22 protein-coding genes and 1 pseudogene are annotated in these 20,534 nt (G+C 69.3%); 12 read left to right on the top strand and 11 right to left on the bottom strand.

Annotated elements, in window-relative coordinates; genetic code table 11:
- Positions 1-3: 3 nt before the first annotated feature.
- The 3 genes from BLV96_RS41975 to BLV96_RS41965 are packed head-to-tail and all read right to left on the bottom strand — an operon-like array spanning position 4 to position 2,592.
- Positions 4-621 carry a CGNR zinc finger domain-containing protein gene (locus BLV96_RS41975; protein ID WP_086676655.1) on the bottom strand — a complete coding sequence of 206 codons (618 nt, stop codon included), beginning with the start codon at positions 619-621 and terminating at the stop codon, positions 4-6.
- Positions 614-1,384 carry a hypothetical protein gene (locus tag BLV96_RS41970; RefSeq protein WP_086676654.1) on the bottom strand — a complete coding sequence of 257 codons (771 nt, stop codon included), beginning with the start codon at positions 1,382-1,384 and terminating at the stop codon, positions 614-616. Before BLV96_RS41970 ends, BLV96_RS41975 begins: the two co-directional genes overlap by 8 nt.
- Positions 1,381-2,592: an MFS transporter gene (locus BLV96_RS41965; protein ID WP_086676653.1), complete on the bottom strand. Its 1,212-nt coding sequence runs from the start codon at positions 2,590-2,592 to the stop codon at positions 1,381-1,383. Before BLV96_RS41965 ends, BLV96_RS41970 begins: the two co-directional genes overlap by 4 nt.
- Before the next feature lie 470 nt (positions 2,593-3,062).
- On the opposite strand from BLV96_RS41965, the gene speD reads away from it, so the two are divergent.
- The 7 genes from speD to mtnC are packed head-to-tail and all read left to right on the top strand — an operon-like array spanning position 3,063 to position 8,793.
- Entirely contained in the window at positions 3,063-3,458 is a 396-nt protein-coding gene (gene speD, locus BLV96_RS41960; RefSeq protein WP_158104135.1) for an adenosylmethionine decarboxylase, read from the top strand.
- 28 nt (positions 3,459-3,486) lie between these two features.
- Positions 3,487-4,602 (top strand): Rossmann-fold NAD(P)-binding domain-containing protein, encoded by a 1,116-nt coding sequence (locus tag BLV96_RS41955; RefSeq protein ID WP_208608471.1) that lies wholly within the window; start codon positions 3,487-3,489, stop codon positions 4,600-4,602.
- Complete coding sequence (locus BLV96_RS41950) at positions 4,602-5,333, top strand: class I SAM-dependent methyltransferase (protein ID WP_086676651.1); 732 nt, start codon at positions 4,602-4,604, stop codon at positions 5,331-5,333. The genes BLV96_RS41955 and BLV96_RS41950 overlap by 1 nt, the downstream gene beginning before the upstream one ends.
- Positions 5,330-5,986 carry a hypothetical protein gene (locus tag BLV96_RS41945; protein ID WP_086676650.1) on the top strand — a complete coding sequence of 219 codons (657 nt, stop codon included), beginning with the start codon at positions 5,330-5,332 and terminating at the stop codon, positions 5,984-5,986. The genes BLV96_RS41950 and BLV96_RS41945 overlap by 4 nt, the downstream gene beginning before the upstream one ends.
- On the top strand, positions 5,983-7,557 hold the full coding sequence (mtnA, locus tag BLV96_RS51505; protein WP_086676649.1) for an S-methyl-5-thioribose-1-phosphate isomerase: 1,575 nt from the start codon (positions 5,983-5,985) through the stop codon (positions 7,555-7,557). Before BLV96_RS41945 ends, mtnA begins: the two co-directional genes overlap by 4 nt.
- Before the next feature lie 7 nt (positions 7,558-7,564).
- The gene (locus tag BLV96_RS41935) at positions 7,565-8,137 is read left to right on the top strand and encodes a 1,2-dihydroxy-3-keto-5-methylthiopentene dioxygenase (RefSeq protein ID WP_086676648.1); all 573 of its coding nucleotides are present in this window, start codon (positions 7,565-7,567) and stop codon (positions 8,135-8,137) included.
- Positions 8,138-8,139: 2 nt separating this feature from the next.
- Positions 8,140-8,793, top strand: a complete 654-nt coding sequence (gene mtnC, locus BLV96_RS41930; protein WP_208608470.1) for an acireductone synthase — start codon at positions 8,140-8,142, stop codon at positions 8,791-8,793.
- A gap of 170 nt (positions 8,794-8,963) precedes the next feature.
- Here the strand turns inward: mtnC and BLV96_RS41925 are convergent, their stop codons facing one another.
- Complete coding sequence (locus BLV96_RS41925) at positions 8,964-9,956, bottom strand: C40 family peptidase (RefSeq protein ID WP_086676646.1); 993 nt, start codon at positions 9,954-9,956, stop codon at positions 8,964-8,966.
- Positions 9,953-11,962, bottom strand: coding sequence for a hypothetical protein (locus BLV96_RS41920; protein WP_086676645.1), 2,010 nt, complete (start codon positions 11,960-11,962; stop codon positions 9,953-9,955). Before BLV96_RS41920 ends, BLV96_RS41925 begins: the two co-directional genes overlap by 4 nt.
- 159 nt (positions 11,963-12,121) lie before the next feature.
- Here BLV96_RS41920 and BLV96_RS41915 point away from each other — a divergent pair, with 159 nt between their 5' ends.
- Positions 12,122-12,631: a SigE family RNA polymerase sigma factor gene (locus BLV96_RS41915; RefSeq protein WP_425266213.1), complete on the top strand. Its 510-nt coding sequence runs from the start codon at positions 12,122-12,124 to the stop codon at positions 12,629-12,631.
- The gene (locus BLV96_RS41910) at positions 12,628-13,185 is read left to right on the top strand and encodes a hypothetical protein (protein WP_086676644.1); all 558 of its coding nucleotides are present in this window, start codon (positions 12,628-12,630) and stop codon (positions 13,183-13,185) included. The genes BLV96_RS41915 and BLV96_RS41910 overlap by 4 nt, the downstream gene beginning before the upstream one ends.
- 38 nt (positions 13,186-13,223) lie before the next feature.
- Here the strand turns inward: BLV96_RS41910 and BLV96_RS41905 are convergent, their stop codons facing one another.
- Genes BLV96_RS41905 through BLV96_RS41895 form a run of 3 tightly spaced genes read right to left on the bottom strand, consistent with a single transcriptional unit; the run spans position 13,224 to position 16,503 of the window.
- Positions 13,224-15,800 (bottom strand): ATP-binding protein, encoded by a 2,577-nt coding sequence (locus tag BLV96_RS41905; protein WP_086676643.1) that lies wholly within the window; start codon positions 15,798-15,800, stop codon positions 13,224-13,226.
- Positions 15,800-16,267 (bottom strand): hypothetical protein, encoded by a 468-nt coding sequence (locus tag BLV96_RS41900; RefSeq protein ID WP_244180888.1) that lies wholly within the window; start codon positions 16,265-16,267, stop codon positions 15,800-15,802. Before BLV96_RS41900 ends, BLV96_RS41905 begins: the two co-directional genes overlap by 1 nt.
- Positions 16,264-16,503 carry a hypothetical protein gene (locus tag BLV96_RS41895; RefSeq protein ID WP_086676642.1) on the bottom strand — a complete coding sequence of 80 codons (240 nt, stop codon included), beginning with the start codon at positions 16,501-16,503 and terminating at the stop codon, positions 16,264-16,266. Before BLV96_RS41895 ends, BLV96_RS41900 begins: the two co-directional genes overlap by 4 nt.
- 112 nt (positions 16,504-16,615) lie before the next feature.
- On the opposite strand from BLV96_RS41895, the gene BLV96_RS41890 reads away from it, so the two are divergent.
- Entirely contained in the window at positions 16,616-17,068 is a 453-nt protein-coding gene (locus BLV96_RS41890; RefSeq protein ID WP_086676641.1) for a hypothetical protein, read from the top strand.
- On the opposite strand, the gene BLV96_RS41885 is transcribed toward BLV96_RS41890, so the two are convergent.
- Positions 17,069-17,986 carry a conjugal transfer protein gene (locus BLV96_RS41885; protein WP_086676640.1) on the bottom strand — a complete coding sequence of 306 codons (918 nt, stop codon included), beginning with the start codon at positions 17,984-17,986 and terminating at the stop codon, positions 17,069-17,071.
- Between the two features lie 63 nt (positions 17,987-18,049).
- Positions 18,050-18,922 carry a hypothetical protein gene (locus BLV96_RS41880; RefSeq protein ID WP_086676639.1) on the bottom strand — a complete coding sequence of 291 codons (873 nt, stop codon included), beginning with the start codon at positions 18,920-18,922 and terminating at the stop codon, positions 18,050-18,052.
- Between the two features lie 293 nt (positions 18,923-19,215).
- Here BLV96_RS41880 and BLV96_RS41875 point away from each other — a divergent pair, with 293 nt between their 5' ends.
- Positions 19,216-19,497 (top strand): hypothetical protein, encoded by a 282-nt coding sequence (locus tag BLV96_RS41875; protein WP_143051105.1) that lies wholly within the window; start codon positions 19,216-19,218, stop codon positions 19,495-19,497.
- Here BLV96_RS41875 and BLV96_RS51020 read toward each other — a convergent pair.
- On the bottom strand, positions 19,485-20,243 hold the full coding sequence (locus tag BLV96_RS51020) for a hypothetical protein (protein WP_244180887.1): 759 nt from the start codon (positions 20,241-20,243) through the stop codon (positions 19,485-19,487). The two genes, BLV96_RS41875 and BLV96_RS51020, sit on opposite strands and share 13 nt — an antisense overlap.
- Here BLV96_RS51020 and BLV96_RS51015 point away from each other — a divergent pair.
- A pseudogene (locus tag BLV96_RS51015) lies at positions 20,226-20,471 on the top strand (recombinase family protein); the annotation flags it as partial. The gene BLV96_RS51020 and the pseudogene BLV96_RS51015 overlap by 18 nt on opposite strands.
- Between the last annotated feature and the right edge of the window lie 63 nt (positions 20,472-20,534).

Genomic DNA, 20,534 nt, shown 5'->3' with positions numbered 1-20,534 from the left:
GGCTCAGCCCTTCCTTGCCGTGGTGGCGCGCTTGCTGCTCTTCTCCCAGGTACCGCAGGCGCTCATGCTGCACCACCGGCGTAGCCCGTTCTTGCTGGTGTCGTAGAACAGCCATCCGCAGCTGCCGTCGTGACCGAGGCACTCCTTGATCCGGCCGAAGTCGGCGCTGACGGCGACTTCCGCCGCGGAGCGGGCGATCGGCCAGAGCACGCAGTCGAGTTCGCCTTGCGGTGACCAGCTCCAGTCCAAGCCTGCCGAGGTGGAGACCAGTTTCGCTTGCCGCATCGCGTCGGCGTATGCCTGCTGGAGGTGGTGCAGTGCCGGGCCGGATGGTTCGTCTCCCCGGGCGATGGCGGCGAAGACGGCGTACACCGTCTCGCGCAGCCGCTTGGCGCGGGCGAGCGCGTCCTGAGCAGCTCTCGGATCGCGCTGGATGCGTTTGCGCAGCAAGCCCGCTCGGTTCGCGCCGATGGTGCCGGCGTTCACCGACCACTCGACCAAGCTCGAGAAGTCGGTGAGGTAGTCGTGGGGATCTTTGTCGGCGCGAGCCCGGCGAGGTCCCACGGTATTGGCGAAGTCGAGGCAGACCAGGCCGCCGATGTGCTCAAGCGGGTCAGGCATCGCTGTCCTCCCGGGCCGAAGCGGTGGTGGCGCGCAGCGAAGGCAGCTGCCTGCCCCGCACGTCGCTGACGTAGGGGTCGAGCCAGCCGAAGTCCGGGCTCTCGGCGGCCAGGTGGCTCAGCCGCTGGTCGTCGATGTGCGGCTGAGTCGCGGACCGGAGGTTGAGGTTCAACGTCACCCGCGTACCCGACGTCATCGGGGCGGTGCGGTGCAGGACCCCCATCAGCTGCCCGAAGATGCTGTGGCCGACGCGGTGGGTGACCCGGACGACCCGGTCGTCGGGCACTTTCCCCTCCGACGCCAGCCGGGCCAGGCCTTCGTCCAGTTCGCCGCGGTAGATCGCGAGTTCGCCACCGGCGACGTCGTCGGCCGACAGCGCGACGAGTTCGGTGACCGGCACGCTGTCCCCGTGCCAGTCGACGGTGCCGTCTTCCGGTCCCATGAACGTGATCATGGAGCCGAGGAAGTCCACCGGGTAAGGCTCGAGGGGAACGCCCGCCAGCTCGCTCAAGCGCGCCAGTCTCACCGGGTCGTGCATCAGCTGGGCGACTTCGGGGATGTGGTGGTGAGCGTCGCGCAGGTACTTCAGGTTGAGGTTGGTTTTCGCCGCGGTCGTCCGCATCCGCAGGGCCTTCACGAGGATGGTGTCCAGCAGTTCCGGCGGGTAACCGTGTTCGAACTGCCGGATGCCGAGTTCGGAGACCTTCCAGAAGCTGGGGCGGCCGAGGATGTCGCTGCGGGTCAGGGTGATGGCTGCGGTCACCGTGTTCCTTCCGATCGGGTGCGCGGGTGCGGGGGCAACGCCGCCAAGGTGCCGACGGCGAGGAATGTGGCGACGGCGAAGGCGGTACCGAGTCCGGCGTGGTCGACCACGAGACCGAGCAGCGCCGGGCCCGTGACCGCGCCGAGGGTGATGAAGACGACCACCACGCTGAAGCCCCGGGTGGGGTGGTCGTCGAACACTGTCGAGCTCCACACCGACAGGAGCGTGCCCCCGACCATGAACCCGGCACCGTAGAGCACGGCGGAAGTCAGCGCGAAACCCCAGCCCGCCGGCGCCAGCCACAGCACCGCCAACGAGGCGGAAAGGACGATCTGGGCGGACACGAAGATCACCCGGAGGCCGAGCTGTCGCACGAGCCGGCCCGTGAACACACCGGTGATCCCGGTGACGCCGATGACCGTCCACAGCGCCGGCGCCACGCGCTCGTCGCCGGCGTTGGCCGTCGCGACCGCGACACCGGCGAACGACCAGTAGGCTGCGCCGACCAGACCGGACGAGGCGGCGGCAGCGAACAGCGGCCACGCGCCGCGCCGGCGGACCAGCTCACGCCACCGAAACTCCGAATGGGAGCGGGCTCGTCTCGTCGGCGCGCCCGGCAGTACGCGCACGTTCCACACCAGTACGGCGAACGCGGCCACGGCCGCACCGAGCCAGACCAGCCGCCACCGGGAGTCGGCCGCGAACAACGCCGCCGGGCCGGCGAGGACGACCCCGAAGGTGGTGCCGGTGCTGATCATCGACAACGCGTGCGCCCGGCCACCAGGGCGGACCGTGTCCTGGACAACGTCGGAGTACGGCGTCCAGACCCAGCCCGGAGACATGCCGGACACCGCGACTCCCAGGACCAGCACTCCCGTGTTCGGGGCCACGGCGATGAGCAGCATCCCCGTGCCGGCGCATCCCAGCCCCACGCCGATCGGCAGCCGCGGTGACATCCGGCCGGCCCACCAGCTCACCATGCCGAGCGCGAGCAGCTCGCCCAGGTAGCCGATGCTGGTGACCGCTCCGAGCGCGCCGGCGGACCCGCCGAAATCGGACTGGAAGCGGGAAAGGAACAAGCCGTACCCGTAGCGGGCGAACCCGTAAGTGATCGCGAGCGTCGCCAATCCCGCCAGGCCAGGGCGCCACGGGCCGGCCAGGCCGCCGGTCGCCTCCCGCGACGCGGCGCTTGCCGCTCCGGTGTTCATGGCTCCCAGGTACCCGAGACGAAACCGATCACTCACCGGCTATCAAAGCTTCACCGGATTGGAGCAACGAGCGTCGGGAATTCGTCGCAAAACCGCTGCACTCAACGCTTACACGGCTTCCGACCTGCACGCACTGATCCGGTCCTCGACCGTTACACCACTGAACGGCGTGACACCGGTGCAGCGGGCGCGTCACTCTCTTGGCCGCAGGGTTCCCAGCAGGGCGATTTCGCGCGTTACCCCCGTCGCCGGACGGCCAAACCCGTTGTTCCCGCGCCGGGGGCCACTCTATTGGCCGCTTGCCGTCACCCGGACGTCGGCACGCGGAAATTGTCGATGGTCGCGCTGCGTGGTTCATTGCGTCGAATCTGACCCCGATGCTACTTTCACAGTGATCGTTTTCCGATCACTCCCCCGCCATTGAAACAGTCCGATGGCCCACTTCTTCCACTCTCCGTTATGGGGTATCCGTGACCAATGCACCCATTGCGCCCGTGGCATTCACCCTCGAAGAAAACGGCATCAGCTTCGCCGGCACGCACATCACCATCGACATCTGGGACGCCGACCACCTTGATGACGAACCCGTCGTCGAGGAAGCGCTGCGCCGGGCAGCAAAAGACTGCGGTGCAACGCTTCTGGACTTCTTCCTGCACAAGTTCCGCCCGCAAGGGATCACGGCGGTGGCCGTCCTCGGCGAGTCACACATCTCGATCCACGCGTGGCCGGAGATCCGGTACGCCGCACTCGACGTATTCACCTGCGGGTCATGCAACCCGTACGACGCCATCCCCGCCTTGCAGGACGCCTTCGCACCCGGCCGAATTCAGATCGTCGAACAAAAACGTGGCATCTGCTGCAACTGAGTCACCACAACCGTAGGGGGACAGTAATTTGACTGACGAAATCGAATCGACAGCGATCGGGTTTCCTTCCGAGCCGATCGGCTCCGACCGTCCCGTCATCCTCACTCCGGAGCTGGCGCACGTGCTCCGCGCGGGCGGTTTCGTTCCGGTTGCCGAGAACGGGATCGGTGAACGGATCGGCGTGGCGGACGAGGACCTCGACCACGCCGGCGTCCGTTTCGCGCGGCGGAACGAGGTGAACGCCGCCCGCTTGCTGTTGAAGTACAAGCCGTTCAGCGCGGACGAGATCACCGCGTGCGCGCCGGAGCAGACCCTCGGCGCGGTCTTCCACGCCGAAGGACGTCCCGACCTGCTCGCGCCGCTGCTACGCAGCGGCGTCCGCGCCTACAGCTACGAGTTCCTCACCGAGGACGGCCGGTTCCCCTTGATGCGCGCGGGCGGCACGATCGCCGGGATCCAGGCGGTGTTCCACGCCGCGCACGCGCTGCAGACTTACCGCGGTGGACGCGGTGTGCTCCTCGCCGCCGTCGACGGCTGTCCTCCGCCCAAGGTCGTCGTGATCGGCTCGGGCAACGTCGGGCTGGCCGCCGCGGACACGGCCGCTGGGCTCGGCGCCGACGTGCTCGTCCTCTGCCGCACCGCGGAAGCTCGCGACCACCTTCTGCGCAGAGCCGGGAATCGGTGCCGCGCGCAAGTGAACTCGCCGGAGGCCCTCGCCCGTGAGCTGCCGGACACCGATGTGCTCATCGGGGCCATCCTGATCTCGACCTACACCACTCCGGCGATGATCACTCCCGAGCTGGTGCGGACCATGCGGCCGGGGTCGGTGATCGTCGATGCGACCGCCGGTTACGGGCCGGGGTACCTCCCGAGCGCCGGACCGGTCCAGCAGCCGGGAGAGCCACCTCGGGAGGTGCAGGGGGTCCTGCACGTCAAGATCGACGTGCTCCCGTCGGTCGTCCCGGTGACGTCGTCTCGCGCCTACACGGCGGCGGCGGCGCCCTACCTCGTCCGGCTGGCCGAGCGGGTCCTGCGGGCTACGCCCGACCCGGTCGTCGATACCGCGCTCATCGTGGCCGGCGGTGAAATCCGACATCCCGTACTGGCCGAGCACGCCGGCTTCTACGACCTGGTCCCCGGCTGATGACCACCGGCTACGCCGAGCGCGCCGCCTTGTACGCGATCGAGACCCGCGGACTGCGCGCACCCGCTGTCCTCGACGCTCACGTCCGCCCCGGCACCGTTGTCGCCGAAGCCCCCTCCGGCGCCGGACACCACCTCACCGACTACGCGCGTCTCGGAGCTGTGGCCGTGTTGTTCGACGCCGAGGCCGCCATGGTCACGGCCGCTCGAGAGAGCCTGGCCGCCGCCGGTCTCCACGGCGAGGCCCACCCGTACCGGATCGGCACCGATCCCCCGGCACGGCGGTTCCCGGTGGTTGTGTGCCCGAACGGTGCCCTCAACCAGCTGACCGCCTCCCTCGGCCTGCACGCCGCCCTGCACGGCCTCATGAATCTGCTGCAACCAGGTGGCGTGCTGATCGCGCACGTCCTGCTGCGCCACGACGACGGCACGCTCGACAGCGCACCGTGCTACGACGCCGCCGGGACGCACGACACGTGGCTCCACGACTGGAGCAGACCCGACGGCCACGGCGGAACACTCACCCGCCTCCGCCGGCAGCACCGAGACCACGACGAACTGCGCATCGACCTCCGGCGCCTGCACAACGGCGCCGACCTCGGCTGCTCCACCGTCCATCTGTCGCTGCTCACCGCCCGCGCGCTCGAGCACGGGCCCTGGCAGCTGCTCACTGCCACACGTCACTGCCGCAGCATGACCGAAATAGCGCTCCGGAAGGAGGCTTCCGCATGACCACGCTGGACGCCCACGAGTACCGGGACACCTACTACGCACGCCAGTTCGTCTATGGCATGGGCACCGAGGAGATCCTCACCATGCTCCGTTCCGTGCCGGCGATCGACACCTGGCTGGACCTCGGTTGCGGTTCCGAGTCACTGCTGTGGGCCTGTGCCCTGCGCGCCGGCCGGCTGACCGCCGTCGACGTCGACCCCGACCGCCTCGACCTGCTGCGGCTCAACGCCACCAGCACCGAACCCCGCGGAGCGTACGAAACCGCCCTGCAGCTGGGAGGTCGCACCCCGGCCGAGTGGAACTCGCTGTGCGCACTCGTGTCCGATGTCCGGGTCGCGGACTGCCTCGACGGCGCCGCCGGCAACCTGCCGCGATCGGAGCTGGTCACCCAGTTCGGGCTCCTCGGCCTCTGCCGCGACGAGCAGCACTTCGGCGAGCGGGTGACGTGGATGACCGATCTGGTCGTTCCCGGCGGCCTGGTTGCCGGTGCCAACTGGATGTCGGCGGTGCACCCGGACCGCCTGGGGCTCCACGAGGAGCTCTACCGGACCGCCTTCGCCGACGCCGGCGTGGAACTGGACAACCTGCTCCGGATATCCAGTTCGGACACCGACTACCCCGAGATCTGGGCCTACACGGGCAGCCGCCGATGACCGCCGAAACCGCTTTGCACTGGGACGGCACCGCCCTGCTGGCGCTCGACCAACGGCGTCTCCCCCACGCGCACACCACCTTGCGGCTGACCAGCGCCGGTCAGATCGCCGAAGCGATCGCCGGCCTCGCGATCCGCGGCGCACCTGCCATCGGCGTCGCGGCAGCCTTCGGCATCGTGCTCTCGGCCCGCGAGCACGGCGCCGACACCGCCCGCGTCCGGACCGACGCCGAACTGCTCATCCGGACCAGGCCGACCGCGATCGCGCTGCGCCGGGCGGTGCACCGCACCACCAGCCACCTGCACGAGGGAGCCGATGCAGTTCTCGCCGCGGCGCAGGAGGTGCAAGCTGCGGACGTCCGGACGTGCGACGCGATCGGAGAGCGCGGCGCGCACCACATCCTGGCAACGCTACGACGGCGGCCGCTGCGCATCCTCACGCACTGCAACACCGGCATGCTCGCGACCACCGGGCAAGGCACCGCACTGGCCGTGATCAAGCGTCTGGCCGGCCACGGCGCCGTCGAGACCGTACTCGTCGGGGAGACCCGGCCCCTGCTGCAGGGCGCCCGGTTGACCACCTGGGAGCTGCGCCGAGCCGGGATCCCGCACCGGCTGTGCGTCGACGCGGCCGGTCCGGCGCTGATGGCAAGCGGCGAGGTCGACCTCGTCCTCGTCGGCGCGGACCGGATCACCGCCGCGGGCGACGTCGCCAACAAGATCGGCACCTACGCCCTCGCCGTCGCCGCGGAGCGGCACGGCATCCCGTTCCTCGTGGCAGCGCCTGAAGAAACCATCGACCAGGACCTCATTGAGCCCGGCGACGTCCACGTCGAAGAACGGCCGGCCGACGAGCTGACCACCATCGCCGGGCAGCCCGTGGCACCCCGGGACACCGAGGTGCGCAACCCGGCGTTCGACGTCACACCCGCGGACCTGGTCACCGCGGTGATCACCGAAACCCGCGTGTGGGTGCCGTGGCCCGCGACGGAGCTGTGCCGGGTCGCCGCCGGCCTCTACCGCCGCGGCTGGCTCGACGGCACCGCCGGCAACCTTTCGGTACGCGCCGACGACCACGCGCTCATCACCGCCAGCGGCCGCAGCAAAGGCTCGCTTCGCCCGGAAGACCTCGTGCTCGTCGACGCGGTCACCGGCACACACCGACGAGGACCGAAGCCCTCGGCCGAAACCGCCATCCACGCCGCGGTGTACGCCGCGTTCCCCGACGTCGGTGCGGTGGTCCACGCCCACCCACCGTTCGCCACCACGATCGCGGCCCGGGCCGCGGAAGCCGGCGACACCCAGGTACGCTTCACCGATTTCGAGATCATCAAGGGGCTGACCGCGGGAGTCCCCGCGACCTGTGTGGACGTCCCGCTCTTCCGCAACTGGCCGCACGTCCCCGACATCGCGCGCGACGTCACCGACCGGGTCACGGCCGACCCGCCGGCCTTGCTGATCGCCCACCACGGCGTGACCACCTGGGGACCGACGCTCGAAACCGCGTGCAACCGACTCGAAGCCCTGGAGAGCCTCTGCCGCCTCCAGGTCATGACCACCATGCGGAGCTGAGGCCACGATGACCCTCCTGCACGTCATGTCCGACACCGACCGCAACGACGTCCGGCTCAGCACCCACGATCGCGCCGCGATCGCCGAGCACCTCCGACCCCACGACATCACGCTGTCCACTTGGCGCGCCGTGCCGCTGCCGGGCGAGCCTTCCGAGGTAGACATCATCACCCGGTACGAGCAACCGGCCCGCCAGCTCACGCGAGAAGCGGGATACGAGGTCGTCGACGTCGTGTCCTTGCGGCCGGGCAGCGACGCCGAAACCCGGAAACGGGCGGCCGAGGCCCGCGCGAAGTTCCTCGCCGAGCACAGCCACGACGAGGACGAAGTCCGGTTCTTCGCACACGGATTCGGCTGCTTCTACCTCCACCTGGACGACCGAGTCCACGCCGTGGTCTGCGGCCCCGGCGACCTGCTCGCCGTGCCCGCCGGAATCCCGCACTGGTTCGACATGGGCGAGAACCCGAACTTCAGCGCCATCCGCTTCTTCCGCACCGCCGGGGGCTGGGTCGGCAACTTCACCGGAGACGACATCGCCAGCCGCATGCCCTCGCTCGACGAACTGCTGGATATCCCGTGATCTTGGCCGACATCGAAGGGACGACGAGCCGCGCCTCCCACGTCCGCGAAAAGCTGTTCCCCTATGCGCGGCAACGACTCGCCCAGTGGGTCCGATTGCCCGAAGCGCACGAAGTGGTGGCCGAGGTCCGCGCACACCTGGGCGACCCCGATGCCGGCGCGGACGAGGTGACCCAAGTCTTGCTCGCCTGGCACGACGCGGACGAGAAGGTGCCCCCGTTGAAAACCCTGCAGGGCATGATCTGGGCGGCAGGTTACGAACGCGGAGAACTGACGGCCCACGTCTACGACGACGTCCCGCCGGCCTTCCGACGGTGGAGCACGAACGGCGAACCGGTCTACATCTACTCATCCGGCTCCGTCGCGGCCCAGCAGGCGTGGTTCGCCCACACCCAGCACGGCGACCTGACCGGGCACGTCAGCGGCTACTTCGACACTGTGAACGGCGGGCCGAAGAAGAAGGCCGGCTCGTACCTGCGCATCGCAGGATCGCTCGGGGTGCCGCCATCCGAGATTCTATTCCTCAGCGACGATACCGCCGAAGTTGCCGCCGCCCGCCGAGCAGGGCTACGGCCGGTACACATTGCGAGAGAAGATTCGCCCGTTGGCCCTGATTCCTTGAACTCTTTCGACTCGATCCTGGCCCTCCGCGTCTGAGCAGAGTGCTGACGTTATCGTGCACAGGTCCTGCTGCGCGGCAAGGACTCGCGGCAGCCGGCGTCGCCGTCTTCGGGTTCGTCCCGCGTGAAGACAGCGGCTTACGAGGGAGCTCAGGCCACCGAAGTCTGGCAAGTTCAGACCTAGCCTCGTTACTGAACAAATCGCACTCAGCCCGCTGGGCGCGTGACGCCGACCAGATTGCGACCGAGCGGGTCGATGCGCACCGGCTTGCCGAAGTCGGGCGCGTTGATCATCTTGGCGGAGGATAGGGCAAGCCCGACGTGAGTGACGTGAGCGGGTCCGGTTCCGAAGAACACGAGATCGCCTGGCTTCACATCTCCGGCCGGGACTCGCGGCCCGGCTCCATACTGGGTTTGGGCGGTCCGCGGTAGATCGATCCCGATCGCGGCGAACGCGGCTTTGGTCAAGCCGGAGCAGTCGAAGCCGGAGTCACCGCCGGAGGGACCGTTGCCACCCCAGACGTACGGCAAACCGAGCTGGTCGCACGCGAAAGAGACCGCCAGTTGAGCCGACTTGTTCGGTGCCCGCACTGCTCCGCAGCTGTAGCGCTGCGCTTGGTCGAGCACCTTCCGGACGTACCACTCAGCGTGGTTATAAGCGAAGATCGCGGCGTGCAGGTCCCGGCCGTCGCGGGCGCCGGAGTCGCAGAGGTAGGCCGCGGCGGCATAGATCGCGTCGTGCGGGTTGTACCGCGACGGCGGGTGCGCGCCGCCGGGCGGGATCGGGTGGCGGGCGACGACGCTGTCGAAGGTCGGTTGCAGGAACTGCATCGGGCCGCCGGCTTTGGCGCTGTTCTCCCCGCTGTGGACGCCGGGCAGCGTGGAGCGGCCGTGGTCGGTTTCGATCTTGCCGATGGCGGCGAGGATCGACCAGTCGAGCCCGGGGCAGGTCTGGGCGGCCTGGCGGTAGAGGGCGAGGTAGTCGGGCGGGATGTCGGCCACCGCACCGTCGCCGGGAGCAGACGCCGAGCTGGTGTCGCCGGCTCCGGTGAGCGTGGTGAGCAGAACGACGACGATCAGCACGCAGATCGCGGGCGGCCCGAAAAGCAGCACCACGGCCAGGCAGCCCCAGCGCCCAGGATGTTCACGGACCTGCTCTCGCGCGATCTCGGCGGCGCGCAGGGCGAGCAGCGGGTTCATCGCCGGTCCGCGAAGGTGCCGAGCCGATCCCGCAACCGCTGCGCCCACGGAACGGGGGTCGGCAGCATCGCCGGCGGCAGGGGCGACTCTGGCGGCTGCGCCGATGGCTTCGGGAGAAACCCGCGGCCACGTGCTGCAACGGCGAGATCGGTGCCGGTGAACTCCGGCGTCCGGCCGGCTGCCAGTGGCGTCGCCCCGGTGAGCTCGGGCTCCCGGTAAGTCGAGGGGCTCGGCTTCGGCCGGTCCGGTCGGTCACCAAGTGCGGTGAGCACGGTGCTCGCCGCCTGCCACACCGGTATGGCGCCGGCCGCCGTGCCGAGGTTGCCGGCGTAGGCGGTCGTGTACGTCTTCGCGGCGGCAGCGTGGCGGGCCAATGCGGCTTTGGCGACGCCGCCCTTCGCGGTGAGCGCCGTCTGCGCGCGTTGCGCGGCTTGCGGCCACGAGACCGGCGCCCCGACGGTGTACTTGAGCGCCGTCCCACCGACCTTCCCACCGGTGCGGCCCGCGGTGACCAGGCGCTCCTTCAGCCGTCCGACCGGAGCCACCGTCTCCGCGAACGCTGCCGTCCCGGCCTTGACGGTCCTGGCCACCCGATCCGGGCCGGCCGGGACGATCGGTGTCGGCAGCGCCTTCGGAGCGCGTCGGGGTCGGCCCAGGCGCTGCAGCCGCGAGCTGACTTGGCCGCGGACGCGCTGAAGGTTCGCGGCGAGCCGTTTGCGGAAGACGAAGCCGGAGAAGACGACGAGGTCGATGACGGCGAACCGAACGAGCTGCGGGCCGAGGTCGGCCAGCATGAGGGTGCGCAGCAGCACGGTCATGACGGCGAGGAACGCCATACCGGCCAGAAGCTTGGCGATGGTGGCGGCGATGGAGCTGACCCGGTAGGCGAGCTGGTGCTGCATCGAGGGCACCAGCGCGGCCACCAGCGCGAGCGCCAGCAGCAACCCTTCGAACAGCAGCAGGTACGGAGCGAGGACTTGGACGGTGTTGAGGCAGATCACAAGGATCGCGAATAGGAGCATCGCGATGGCGTAGAGCCAGGCGCCGAGGGCGCGGTCGCCGTCTGCGACCTCGTTGTACTTGCCGTAGTCGCCGGGGCAGCCGTCGAGTTCGCGGGCCTTGGTGCTGTCATCCTTGCTGGACCACGGCCCGTCGTCGAGGACCTTCTTGACCGAGTACTGACAGGCACCGGCGATGCCTTTGACGCGGCTGATCGGCGTGCCGTAGTTGAGCGTCTCCCAGGGCGTGACGAGCAGGTTGTCGATGAACGCCTGGCCGATCGGCGCCGCCGGGTTTCCGGTACCGCCGGGCTCTTGGCCCATGACCACGCTCGAGACGTCGGCGCCCAGGTCGCGGGACAGCGACAGCACCCCGTCGTCGCCGATGAGGAAGTCGACGGGGTGGGTGAGGATCGCGATGGCGAGGACGTTGACCGCGATGGTGGACGCGGTCTCCCGCCATGCCCGGGTGGTCAGGCCGCGGGCGAACAGCAGCCCGAGGTAGCAGGTGGCAGTGAGCATCGCGATCTCGCGGAGCTTCAGCTCACCGATGACGGAGGTCTGCCAGATGCTTTCGAGGTCGCGGGCCGGGGCTTTAATCCAGTCGAAGACCTGGGTGGAGGCGGCCCATTCGGTGAACCAGACCGAGAACCCGACCGCGTACTTGCCGACGGCGAAGCCGATGTTGCCCAGCCACAGCCAGATTGCCGGCATCGGGTTGTCCAGCAGCGAGGGTAGGTTGGCGAAGAGGTCGTAGTTGTGGAGGTCGCGGCCGTAGCCGTCGTCGATGCTGAAGATCCCGCCGAGGTGTACGTGGTGTCCGGGGTCGTCCTGCAGCGGCAGTGGCGGCGCGTCTGGGTCCGGCGTCGGCGGGACCGGCTGGTTTCCGGGGATCCACAAGCAGGTCGGGTACGGCTCGCACGGGTTCGTTGTGGTCTGCGCTGTGGCCACGACGGGATTCAGCAGCGCGATCAAGATGGCGATCGTCAGCGCCAATGCCAGCCTCATCGACCCTCCCCGTCGCACCGTCGTGCTTCAGACAGGGCTCCTGTGGGGCGGTTTCATGCAGGTCAGCGCGCGTGGCGCAGCGTTCCGGAGATTCGTTGGGGCGATCATGCAACGGTCTGCCGGTGTGGTCTCGTATGTACCGGTGAGAGAGGGGTGATCGTGGCCGATCGATGGGAGTTCAGCCAGGTCGCACAGGACCGCGCCGTCATCTGGCGGCGCGAAGCGTTCCTGATGTGCGGCGACTGGGCGCTGGCCGAAGACCTCGTGCAGACGGCGTTGCTACGCCTCTACACCCGCTGGCAACGCATCGACACCGACGGCGTCGACGCCTACGCCCGCCGGGTCATCGCCCGGCTGGCGATCGACAAGTCCCGCCGCCCGTATCGCCGCGCCGAGCTGCGTCACGAACTACCGGACACACCGGCTGCGAGCGCGGAGCACGCGGACGCACTCGACGTCCGCACCGCCCTGCAGCAGGTGCCGCCACGGCAGCGTGCGGTCCTGGTGCTGCGGTACTTCAGCGACCTCACGAGCACTGAAGTCGCGAAGGTGCTGCGCATCTCCGAAGGCACCGTGCGATCGCAGACCGCGCGCGGTCTCACCGCACTCCGGCAACTGCTCGGCGAACCCGCCGCGGCGACCGGTCCGGCCGAGGGGAGCACCCAATGACCACCGACGAGAAGGACCTGCTGGTCCGGGCACTCGGCGCCGACGAACCTCCGCTGCAGCTGGACCTCGACGCTCTCGAGTCCCGAGGCCGGGCTCGCCGGCGGCGTCAGGCACTGCTCGGCGTCGCTGCCGCCGTGGTCGGCGTCGCCGGAATTTCCGTTGGCGTGATGCTCGCCGCCGGCGGACACAGCGCCGTCGACACCGCCGCCCCGGGCACTCCGCTCGCTCCGACCGAGCGGGAGGTCGGCTACTGCTACCGCACCGCCGACATCGGCAGCACCGCACCGAACCAGCACATCGCGATCGGCGTCGGCGGCCGGGACGGTCGCGTCGACCTCACCGCCGACATCATGCAGATCTGCGTCGACAGCTGGCAGTCGAACGTCTACGACTTCCAACCGCGGCAACCAGGTGCCACCTCCTACCGGATCCCGCAGCTCGTCGCGTGCGTCCTCACCTCCAAGGCCGCCGGCGCCACCGAAGGCGCCGTGGGAGTGTTCCCGGGCACCGCGAACACGTGCGCGGAGCTCGGCCTGCCGGTCGCCCAGCTGTGATCCGCTGAATCGGGACGGGCGCCTAGCGCTGCGCGGTCCTAGCCGCCGTGCCCGCGGGCAACGGTGGGCGTGGTGAGCACGGCGTCCGGCAAGGTCCGGTACGGCTGGGTCATCACTTTCACCTTGCCGATTCGTCCACTGTGGTCACGTACGAGAAACTCCCCCGCTCGGGTTCGTCGTTCCTCTTCGCCACCAGCCGGATTCATCGGCGAAAGGTCCTTTGTGACAACCTCCTGGTAGTGGGTGTCGGCGGGGTCGACGCCGAGCCATGCCAGGCCGCTGCGGGCGAGGCCGTCGTCGCGGTGGCGTCCGAGAAACCGAACCGCGATCAGTCCACGTAGGACCTCGTCGCCGAGGTCTTTCGGTGCGTGGGAACCGAAGGCGGCGTCGGCGCCGTGTTTGCGCCCGTCGCGAACGAACTCCAGAGCGATCTGCTGTCCTTCGGGGGTGCCGGTGACGTTGTAGGCCTCGTCGCAGATGAACTCGCCCCACCGGCCTGGGGTGAAACAGATTTCCTTGGCGATCGCGGCGATGAGCAGGTGGAAGGCGCGGCCGAAGAGCTTGCGCGGCGGGATGCGGGCGGCCATCCGCTCGTTGCTCATCTCCAGCGCGCTCGGTAGCGGGATCTCGTTGGTGCAGAACACCACCATGTCCGCGCCGAACAGATCAACCGGAGCAAGGTCGGAGTCGAAGATCGGGCGGGTGATCGGGTCGCGCCGCAACCGGTCGAGCCGATCGGCCAACGCACGAGCAGCGGGATCTCGGGCGCCGTGCTCGCGGAGGATGTCGACAAGTCGGTTACTGGAGGCGTCCGGGTGTCCGCTGATGGCGTCGAGGCCGGCGCCGAGGGCGTCGCGCTCGGCGGAGTTGGACTCCAGGTCGAGCCAGGACGCGAAGAAGGTCTCGGCGATGCCGGTGCTGGACTTGCCGGCGGTGCGGAAGACCCGCAGCGGGTCGCACGAATGGCGCAGCTCGGCCGCGCCGGGGCGGTCGTCGAGGCTGGGGTCGATGATGTCGACGATCTGAGCGTTCCCCGGCAGCGCGGCGGCGACGGGCGCCCATTCGCGGCTGCGAGTCCGGTCGATGACGATGACGCGGCCGTCGAGCATCAGCCGTACGACCGCGGCGACATTCTTCAGCACGACCGACTTACCGGCGCCGAGCTCGCCGATGACCGCTATGCCGCCGGACGAGTCGTGTGTCGGCCCGTACGTCGGGTCGAGCAGGAAAGGCGCGATGGCGCCGCCGTCGACGGTCAAGCCGAACAGGGCGCCGGCGGGATCTCCGAAGTCGGTCGCCGATACAGGTAGGAGCATGGCCGCGTCCGTGGAGAGGAGGTTCTGGCTGCATTCGCGGACCACCATCGGCGTCCGGCTACCCGGGAGCATCGCCTGGTAGAGCTGCCGCTGGCCGCCGAGCGGTCGTTCCCACCGGTATTCGCCGCCGAGGAACGCCTGCCGGAGCACCTTGGCGCGAGCGTCCGCGTCGCGGGCGGTGGCGCCCCAAACGCAGGCGATGACGCCGACTTCGAGGTCGATCTCAGTGGAGCTGGCGCCGAGCCGGGCGTTCTTGTGCTGGATCTCCTCCTGCGCAGACACAACGTCCGCCGGGACACCCGCGGTGTCGCCGGCATGCTCCTCGTCCTGGCTCATGAGGTCGCGGGTGCGGCGCCGGTTGGTGGCGCGAGCGTCCTCGTTCGACCGGGCGGTGATCCGCAGCGCGTAGTCGACACCGAAACCGATGTCCGAGAGCCGGGCAAGGATTTCGTGACCGGGGAAGGTGAACACGCGCGGCATCTCCGCCAGCACGAGGTATGCCTGGTAGCTGGCGATGGCGCCGTCGTCGTGCGGTGTCACGCACTTGACGAACCGGCGGTTCAGCAGCCCGAACGGCCCCCAACCTCGGCGATCTTCGACCGGATCAGTCCGGCCGCCCTCGTCGAAGACGCAGCCGCGGAGGAGCGTCAACCGGGATCGCCCGCTCCCCCGACGCACCGCGGCGCCGGTGTTGTGCACTGAAGAGGTACGGTCGAGCTGAGGTTCGTTCACACCGCGGACCGGAGCGCGGCTGAGCCACCACAGCAACTCCGCCTCCGAAGCCGGCCGCAGCGGGATGACACCGCCGAGTTCCTGCGCCACCACCCGGGACCGCTCCCGGCCTGCAGCCACCGCCGCGGCGGAAGCCGGTCGCGCTGGGAGGCCGATTTGCTCACCAAGGGCCGCGCTCGTCGCGCGCAGCATCGCCTGAGCGGATTCCTTCCAACCGTGCCCGGACAGGGGCTTGGCGAGCCAGTAGCTGCGGCCGAGGACGTCGAGGGTGTCGAGCTGATCCCACGCGTTGTGGACGGTCTCCGCCCACTGCGGGTTGGCGTCGAGGTCGATGCCCTCGACACACCGCTGGACGATCGCGTGGGCCGGCACCTGCTCGCACAGGGAAGCGATCATCACCTCGCCGCGCAGCGACTTCATCAGCGTCACGGTGCGGTCGTAGAGGTCCCGCAACCGCCGACCGCTGGCGCGCGCGCTCTCGTGCGGAAGGACCCGCCACACCGCCCAGGTCGAGCCGTCGGCGCAGAACAGCAGATTGCCCGCCAGATCGGTCACCGGACTATCCATCACCGCTCCTGGTTGCGCGCCAGCACCAGCTGCAGCGGCGACGCCGCTCCAGCGGTTTTGGTTTCGCTTTCATCGACAAGGTGCACGTACAGCCCGGCGCGGTGCCACTCCGGCCGCGCGGGTCGATACGAGCGACGGCCGACCGTGCCGGCCGCCGGAGCGCAAAGATGCGTACCGAGCCCCGCGAGCCAGCCGAGCGGCGTCCGGGACTCGATCCGAGCGCGCCGCACGAACACTGCCGACAGCGGCAGCCCCCAGCGAGCCGGACCGAGCCAGTCCAGCAGCGGCAGCTTCCACACCACGACGAGCAGGACCAGGAACAACGCCCCTTGAGTCACCGTGTACGGACCGCCGGGAAGGTAGCCGCCGTCGCGACCGGGCATCCGCCCGAACATCCGCGGGAACCGCCGCGAGCGGGTGTAGGAGCGGCCGACCAGGATGTCCCCGCGGCCCTTCGGCGCGGTCAATGCGTGAACCAGGCGCCGAACATGCCCGCGACGCCGTCGAGGTTGAGCAGGATGCCGAGGAAGATCGCGGCGATCACCCCGTACTTGATCGCCCGGGTGAAGTTCCCGCGCGTACCGATCAGCAGCCCGATGCCGCCGACAATGGCAGCCAACAGGATCAGCCGACGTACGGACTGGTCACCCCAGGCGAGGTTGGTGTCGATCCAGGACTTCACATCCGCGGCGAGCACGATCATTGAGACTCCCTCGGTCGGACGGCTCGCCTCGCGGCAATGCCGGGCCGATGCGCTGTTCGTCGGGAGACACGCGAGTGCCAGATCCGCGCGATGCAGGTTAGGCTCGGCGACTGTGAGTGCTGACGCTCCGATCGCGGTCGCCCGCACTGAACTCTGCCCCGAGTTCAACCAGTTCCTCATCGGCACCGGCGACGTGCTGGGGGCCGCTGTGGAGCTGGCTTGCCAATCCGACGCGAATCCGGCCCACGCCGTCATCGGCGACAACGCCGTGCTGTTCCGGCTCGGCGCGGGCATTCACAAGCTCGACGTCAGCGTGGAAGTCTGGCTCGACCGTCCGCGGACCAGCCCGGACGAGTTCTTCGACTCGTTGGAGACAACGATCACGGCGGTCGACGTTCAGCTGTATCTGGTGTCGACGACACCATCTCCGCGAGACCTCACCGTCAGCTTGCCCACCGAGGGCAAGCTGACGCTCCAGGCTTTCGTCCTCGACCGCCGGCAGCAAGAAGACGCGGAGTTCGGGATCGAGGTGTCCGCCTCGCGCTGGCTCATCCGGGTCTGGTGATCACCGACCAGCCAGCTGAGGACCCGGGTCGATTTCCTTGACCTCCCAGCGACCGGCCCGCGCGAGGAGGGTCAGCGCGTAGTCGACTGGCGTGCTCTGCGCGATGACGTCGAACGCCAAGGCGTGCGCGAAGACGCTCACAGCGGTCCCGTCGGGTGGGCGAGCGGCTTGGCCCGGTTCGAACCTTTCGCGCGTCCTCAGCTCGACGACCCGGACGTCCGTGAAAGGAGCGGGGTGCGGCGGGGCAAGCCTTGCCCCGGGACTGATCAACCGGTCGAGCTGGCCTTGCCCCGTGAGGTACGCGCCCAAAAATCCGGCGACAGACTGACTGATCGGTCCTCCGGGGTCGGCCACCTCGTTGTACCCGAGCGCCACAGCCGGCCCGGTGCCCGGGCAAGCAACGGGTGAAGGCAGCGCAGCGGCGACGTACGCGTCTTCCGCACCCACCATCGTGACCTGGGCGCACATCGTCGTCGCCCTGCGCTTGCCGTCCGGCTGCAACTGCAACACGTCGGCGACGACGACCACGGACCACTGTCCGCCGACCGGCGAGACCGCCGAGACCGTCGCGGTGTCGACCGGCACCTGGGTTCCCGGAGCGCGCTGCGACTTCGTCGCAGCCGGGTAGAACACTTCGAGACCTGCGGAGTCGTCTCGGGTCGCCGAGAGCCAGGCCCGTACGTACATCTCGGCCCAGCCCGCCGGCATCGCCGAGGGCGCGGGCGCGCCGCCGTCCCGCGTCGGCGGCGCGCCCGCTGGCTGGAAGACAGCGAGACCGCCGACCGTCAGCAGGGGGCTGGCGAGTACGGCGAGCCAAGCCAGCAGCCGGCTGCCGCGGCGGGTGGCTCCTCGCACCGCCGTTTCGACGTCCGCGTCCGGCAGCAGTCTGGCCAGGGGGTTTCGACCGGTTCCGGGCATCAGACGCTCCAATTCGTCGGCGGACCTGCTGTGGAGGCAGGCGGAGCGCCGCCTCGTGGTGATTCAGCCGGCCCAGGGCAGGTCGCGACCTGGGAACTCCGAGGCGGCCTCGACCAGCTGCTCCACCGCCCGCTGACGATGCCGGGTGATCGTCGGCTGGCTCAGGCCGATCAGCGCCCCGACCTGCCGATCCGTAGCCACCCCGTCGCGGCCGACCGGGCCGCGGAAGTACCGCGTGGTCAGGATCGTGGCGGAGTGCTCGTCGAGCCGCTCCTTCTCGACCGCCCACGACAGCAGCTCGAGCAGCTCCTCCGAGGCGTCCGGCTCGACAGGTGCCGCGGCCAGCGGTCGGTGTTCTTCGTCGTCGTCCATGCTGACGACGTCCGCGGCGGCTTGGCCGTGGTCGATGCCGAAGTCTCGCTGGGCCGCTCGCTGGGTCTCGCGCATCAGGTTCGCCGCGACGTGCTGCCGTCGGCGCAGCGGGTAGCAGCGAGACTGTTCCCAGAGGTGCCCGATCACCGAAGCCTGGATGTCTCGGCTGTCCTCCGACGCCGAGACGCCCCCACCGGTCACGCCGCGCCGGGCCCCGACTCCCCCGGCCGCTGCACGCGCGGCCCGGACCACCCGCGCGACGATGCCCGGGACAGCGGGCAGCATCGCGTTCACCACGATCTCGGTGGCGACCACGCCGAAATCGCTGTCCGATGCCGCTCGCACGAGAAGCGCGTGAAGCACCTCGTCGTGCCGGCCGTATTCCCGGGTGGACAGAACCGCGACCAGGTCGCTGTGCTCGGAGATCCCCGACAACGCCGACTCCTCCGTCGACCACGTACGCAGCGCCTGGTCGAACTTGGCGACGGTGCGCGGCTGCGCGAACTGGTTCTGCAGCATCGTCAGCGGACTGTTCGCGGTGGATCGGCTGCTCGAAGCGGACATGACACCGACTCCTCGGCTCGGATGGCAAGATCCGGGCCAGCGTCGGAACCACCCCTCACCCCCTTGCTCGGCCGAATCCTTGCCCCAACCCAGGAGCAAGCCGGCATTCACTCGGACGAGTGGTCGTTCCTGAGCGGCCGACCTCCGATGAGCGCGCCCCGAGACCGCGGTGGAGCAGGTCTCGACGAACTCTCGAAACCACGACGCGATCGGACGGAGCATCGCGCGAGCACGCCGCGACCATGTCTTCCGCACGGAGGTCGAAGTCTCGGTCGCGCGCGTAGGGGGTTCTCATGGAGCATCAATCCGTCGGCGAAACCAGTTGTCCACTGGCAATCGGCGCGGAGGACACAGTGCTTGCAGCCGACTACGAACCCACGCTAGCGTCGAGTTCCGACAGCGTCTGGCGACTCGACACCCCTTGCGGCCGAACGTATTCCGGTCGGGTCGACGGCATCTCCGGCGCAGAAGGCGCGCGGGTCCGCATCCGCATCGCGGCCATCACCCACGAGCTCCTCGGCTGGGCCCAGGCGCGCCTCTGCGAAGAGTCCGAGAAGGACGATCATCTCGCATGACCACACATGACTGGGCACCGCCGTCGGCGGGCTTGTCCGACTACGCCGTGTCCCCGCTGGGGATGCCGCGTGCCCTGCTGAACGACGAGGTCCGCGTCGCCTTCCTCGCTCGCACCTCGACCGAAGACCAGCAGGACCCGCGCCAGTCCATCATCCGGCAACTGACGAACAGCAAGAACGCGTTGCCCGCGTCCTGGGTCATCACGACCCACTTCTTCGACGTCGAGTCCGGCCGTCTCGAACTCGACGAACGCGGACAGGGGCAAGGCTACGAGCGGTTCGACATCCCGGTCCCCCGCGCCGGCGGCATCATCGACTTGCTCGACGAGGCGTCTCGGCACGACCGCCGCTTCGACGTGGTGATTTGCGAGAGCATCTCGCGGGTGGCTCGTCGAGCCTTCGAGGGGCTCTCGGTCGAACGAGAACTCGAGCACGCCGACGTCCCGCTGTTCGCGTCCAACGAGCCGATAACGCTCTCGGGCAGCCGGGCGCAGCGCGTGCTGCAACGCAGGATCAACCAGTCGATCGCCGAGTACGAGGTCCTCAACACCCTCGAACAGTCGTGGGGCGGCCTCTGCACCCACGTCCGCGACGGCTGGAACATCGGTCAGCCGCCCTACGGCTACACCGCGAAGATCGTCCCGCACCCGAGCCCGGTCAAGGCCGAGAAGGGCAAGACCAAGTCCCGGCTCGAACCCGACGCCGTCCGAGGCCAGGCGGTCACGCAGATGGCTCTCTGGAGGCACTACGACGGCCTCGGATGCACGGCGATCGCCGACCGGCTCAACGCCGATCCTGACAAGTACCCGCCGCCTGAAGCGCCGTGCAAGGCGCGTACCCGGGGCGCTTGGACGCGGAGCGCCGTCTACCACATCCTCGGCAATCCGAAGTACACCGGCTACCAGGTCTTCAACCGGCGCGCGACGACCTCGAAACGTGGCCGGGTCAACGAACCGTACAAGTGGGTGTGGTCGCCGAAGCCCGTCCACGAGCCGTTGATCGAGAAGTGGATGTTCGACGCGATCAACGGTAACCGT

Origin of the sequence: Amycolatopsis pretoriensis, from assembly GCF_900107925.1 — a bacterium.
GTDB lineage: Bacteria > Actinomycetota > Actinomycetes > Mycobacteriales > Pseudonocardiaceae > Amycolatopsis > Amycolatopsis pretoriensis.
The sequence above is the reverse complement of the archived record's forward strand: the minus strand, read 5'-3'. Positions and strand labels throughout refer to the sequence as shown.

Coding starts and splice junctions, on each gene's coding strand:
- BLV96_RS41875 (WP_143051105.1), top strand. CDS start 19,216: ATGGAGCATCAATCCGTCGGCGAAACCAGTTGTCCACTGGCAATCGGC.
- BLV96_RS41950 (WP_086676651.1), top strand. CDS start 4,602: ATGACCACCGGCTACGCCGAGCGCGCCGCCTTGTACGCGATCGAGACC.
- BLV96_RS41975 (WP_086676655.1), bottom strand. CDS start 621: ATGCCTGACCCGCTTGAGCACATCGGCGGCCTGGTCTGCCTCGACTTC.
- BLV96_RS41910 (WP_086676644.1), top strand. CDS start 12,628: ATGACCACCGACGAGAAGGACCTGCTGGTCCGGGCACTCGGCGCCGAC.
- BLV96_RS41905 (WP_086676643.1), bottom strand. CDS start 15,800: ATGGATAGTCCGGTGACCGATCTGGCGGGCAATCTGCTGTTCTGCGCC.
- BLV96_RS41895 (WP_086676642.1), bottom strand. CDS start 16,503: ATGATCGTGCTCGCCGCGGATGTGAAGTCCTGGATCGACACCAACCTC.
- mtnA (WP_086676649.1), top strand. CDS start 5,983: ATGACCGCCGAAACCGCTTTGCACTGGGACGGCACCGCCCTGCTGGCG.
- BLV96_RS41925 (WP_086676646.1), bottom strand. CDS start 9,956: ATGAACCCGCTGCTCGCCCTGCGCGCCGCCGAGATCGCGCGAGAGCAG.
- BLV96_RS41965 (WP_086676653.1), bottom strand. CDS start 2,592: ATGAACACCGGAGCGGCAAGCGCCGCGTCGCGGGAGGCGACCGGCGGC.
- BLV96_RS41885 (WP_086676640.1), bottom strand. CDS start 17,986: ATGCCCGGAACCGGTCGAAACCCCCTGGCCAGACTGCTGCCGGACGCG.
- BLV96_RS41880 (WP_086676639.1), bottom strand. CDS start 18,922: ATGTCCGCTTCGAGCAGCCGATCCACCGCGAACAGTCCGCTGACGATG.
- BLV96_RS41920 (WP_086676645.1), bottom strand. CDS start 11,962: ATGAGGCTGGCATTGGCGCTGACGATCGCCATCTTGATCGCGCTGCTG.
- BLV96_RS41945 (WP_086676650.1), top strand. CDS start 5,330: ATGACCACGCTGGACGCCCACGAGTACCGGGACACCTACTACGCACGC.
- BLV96_RS41935 (WP_086676648.1), top strand. CDS start 7,565: ATGACCCTCCTGCACGTCATGTCCGACACCGACCGCAACGACGTCCGG.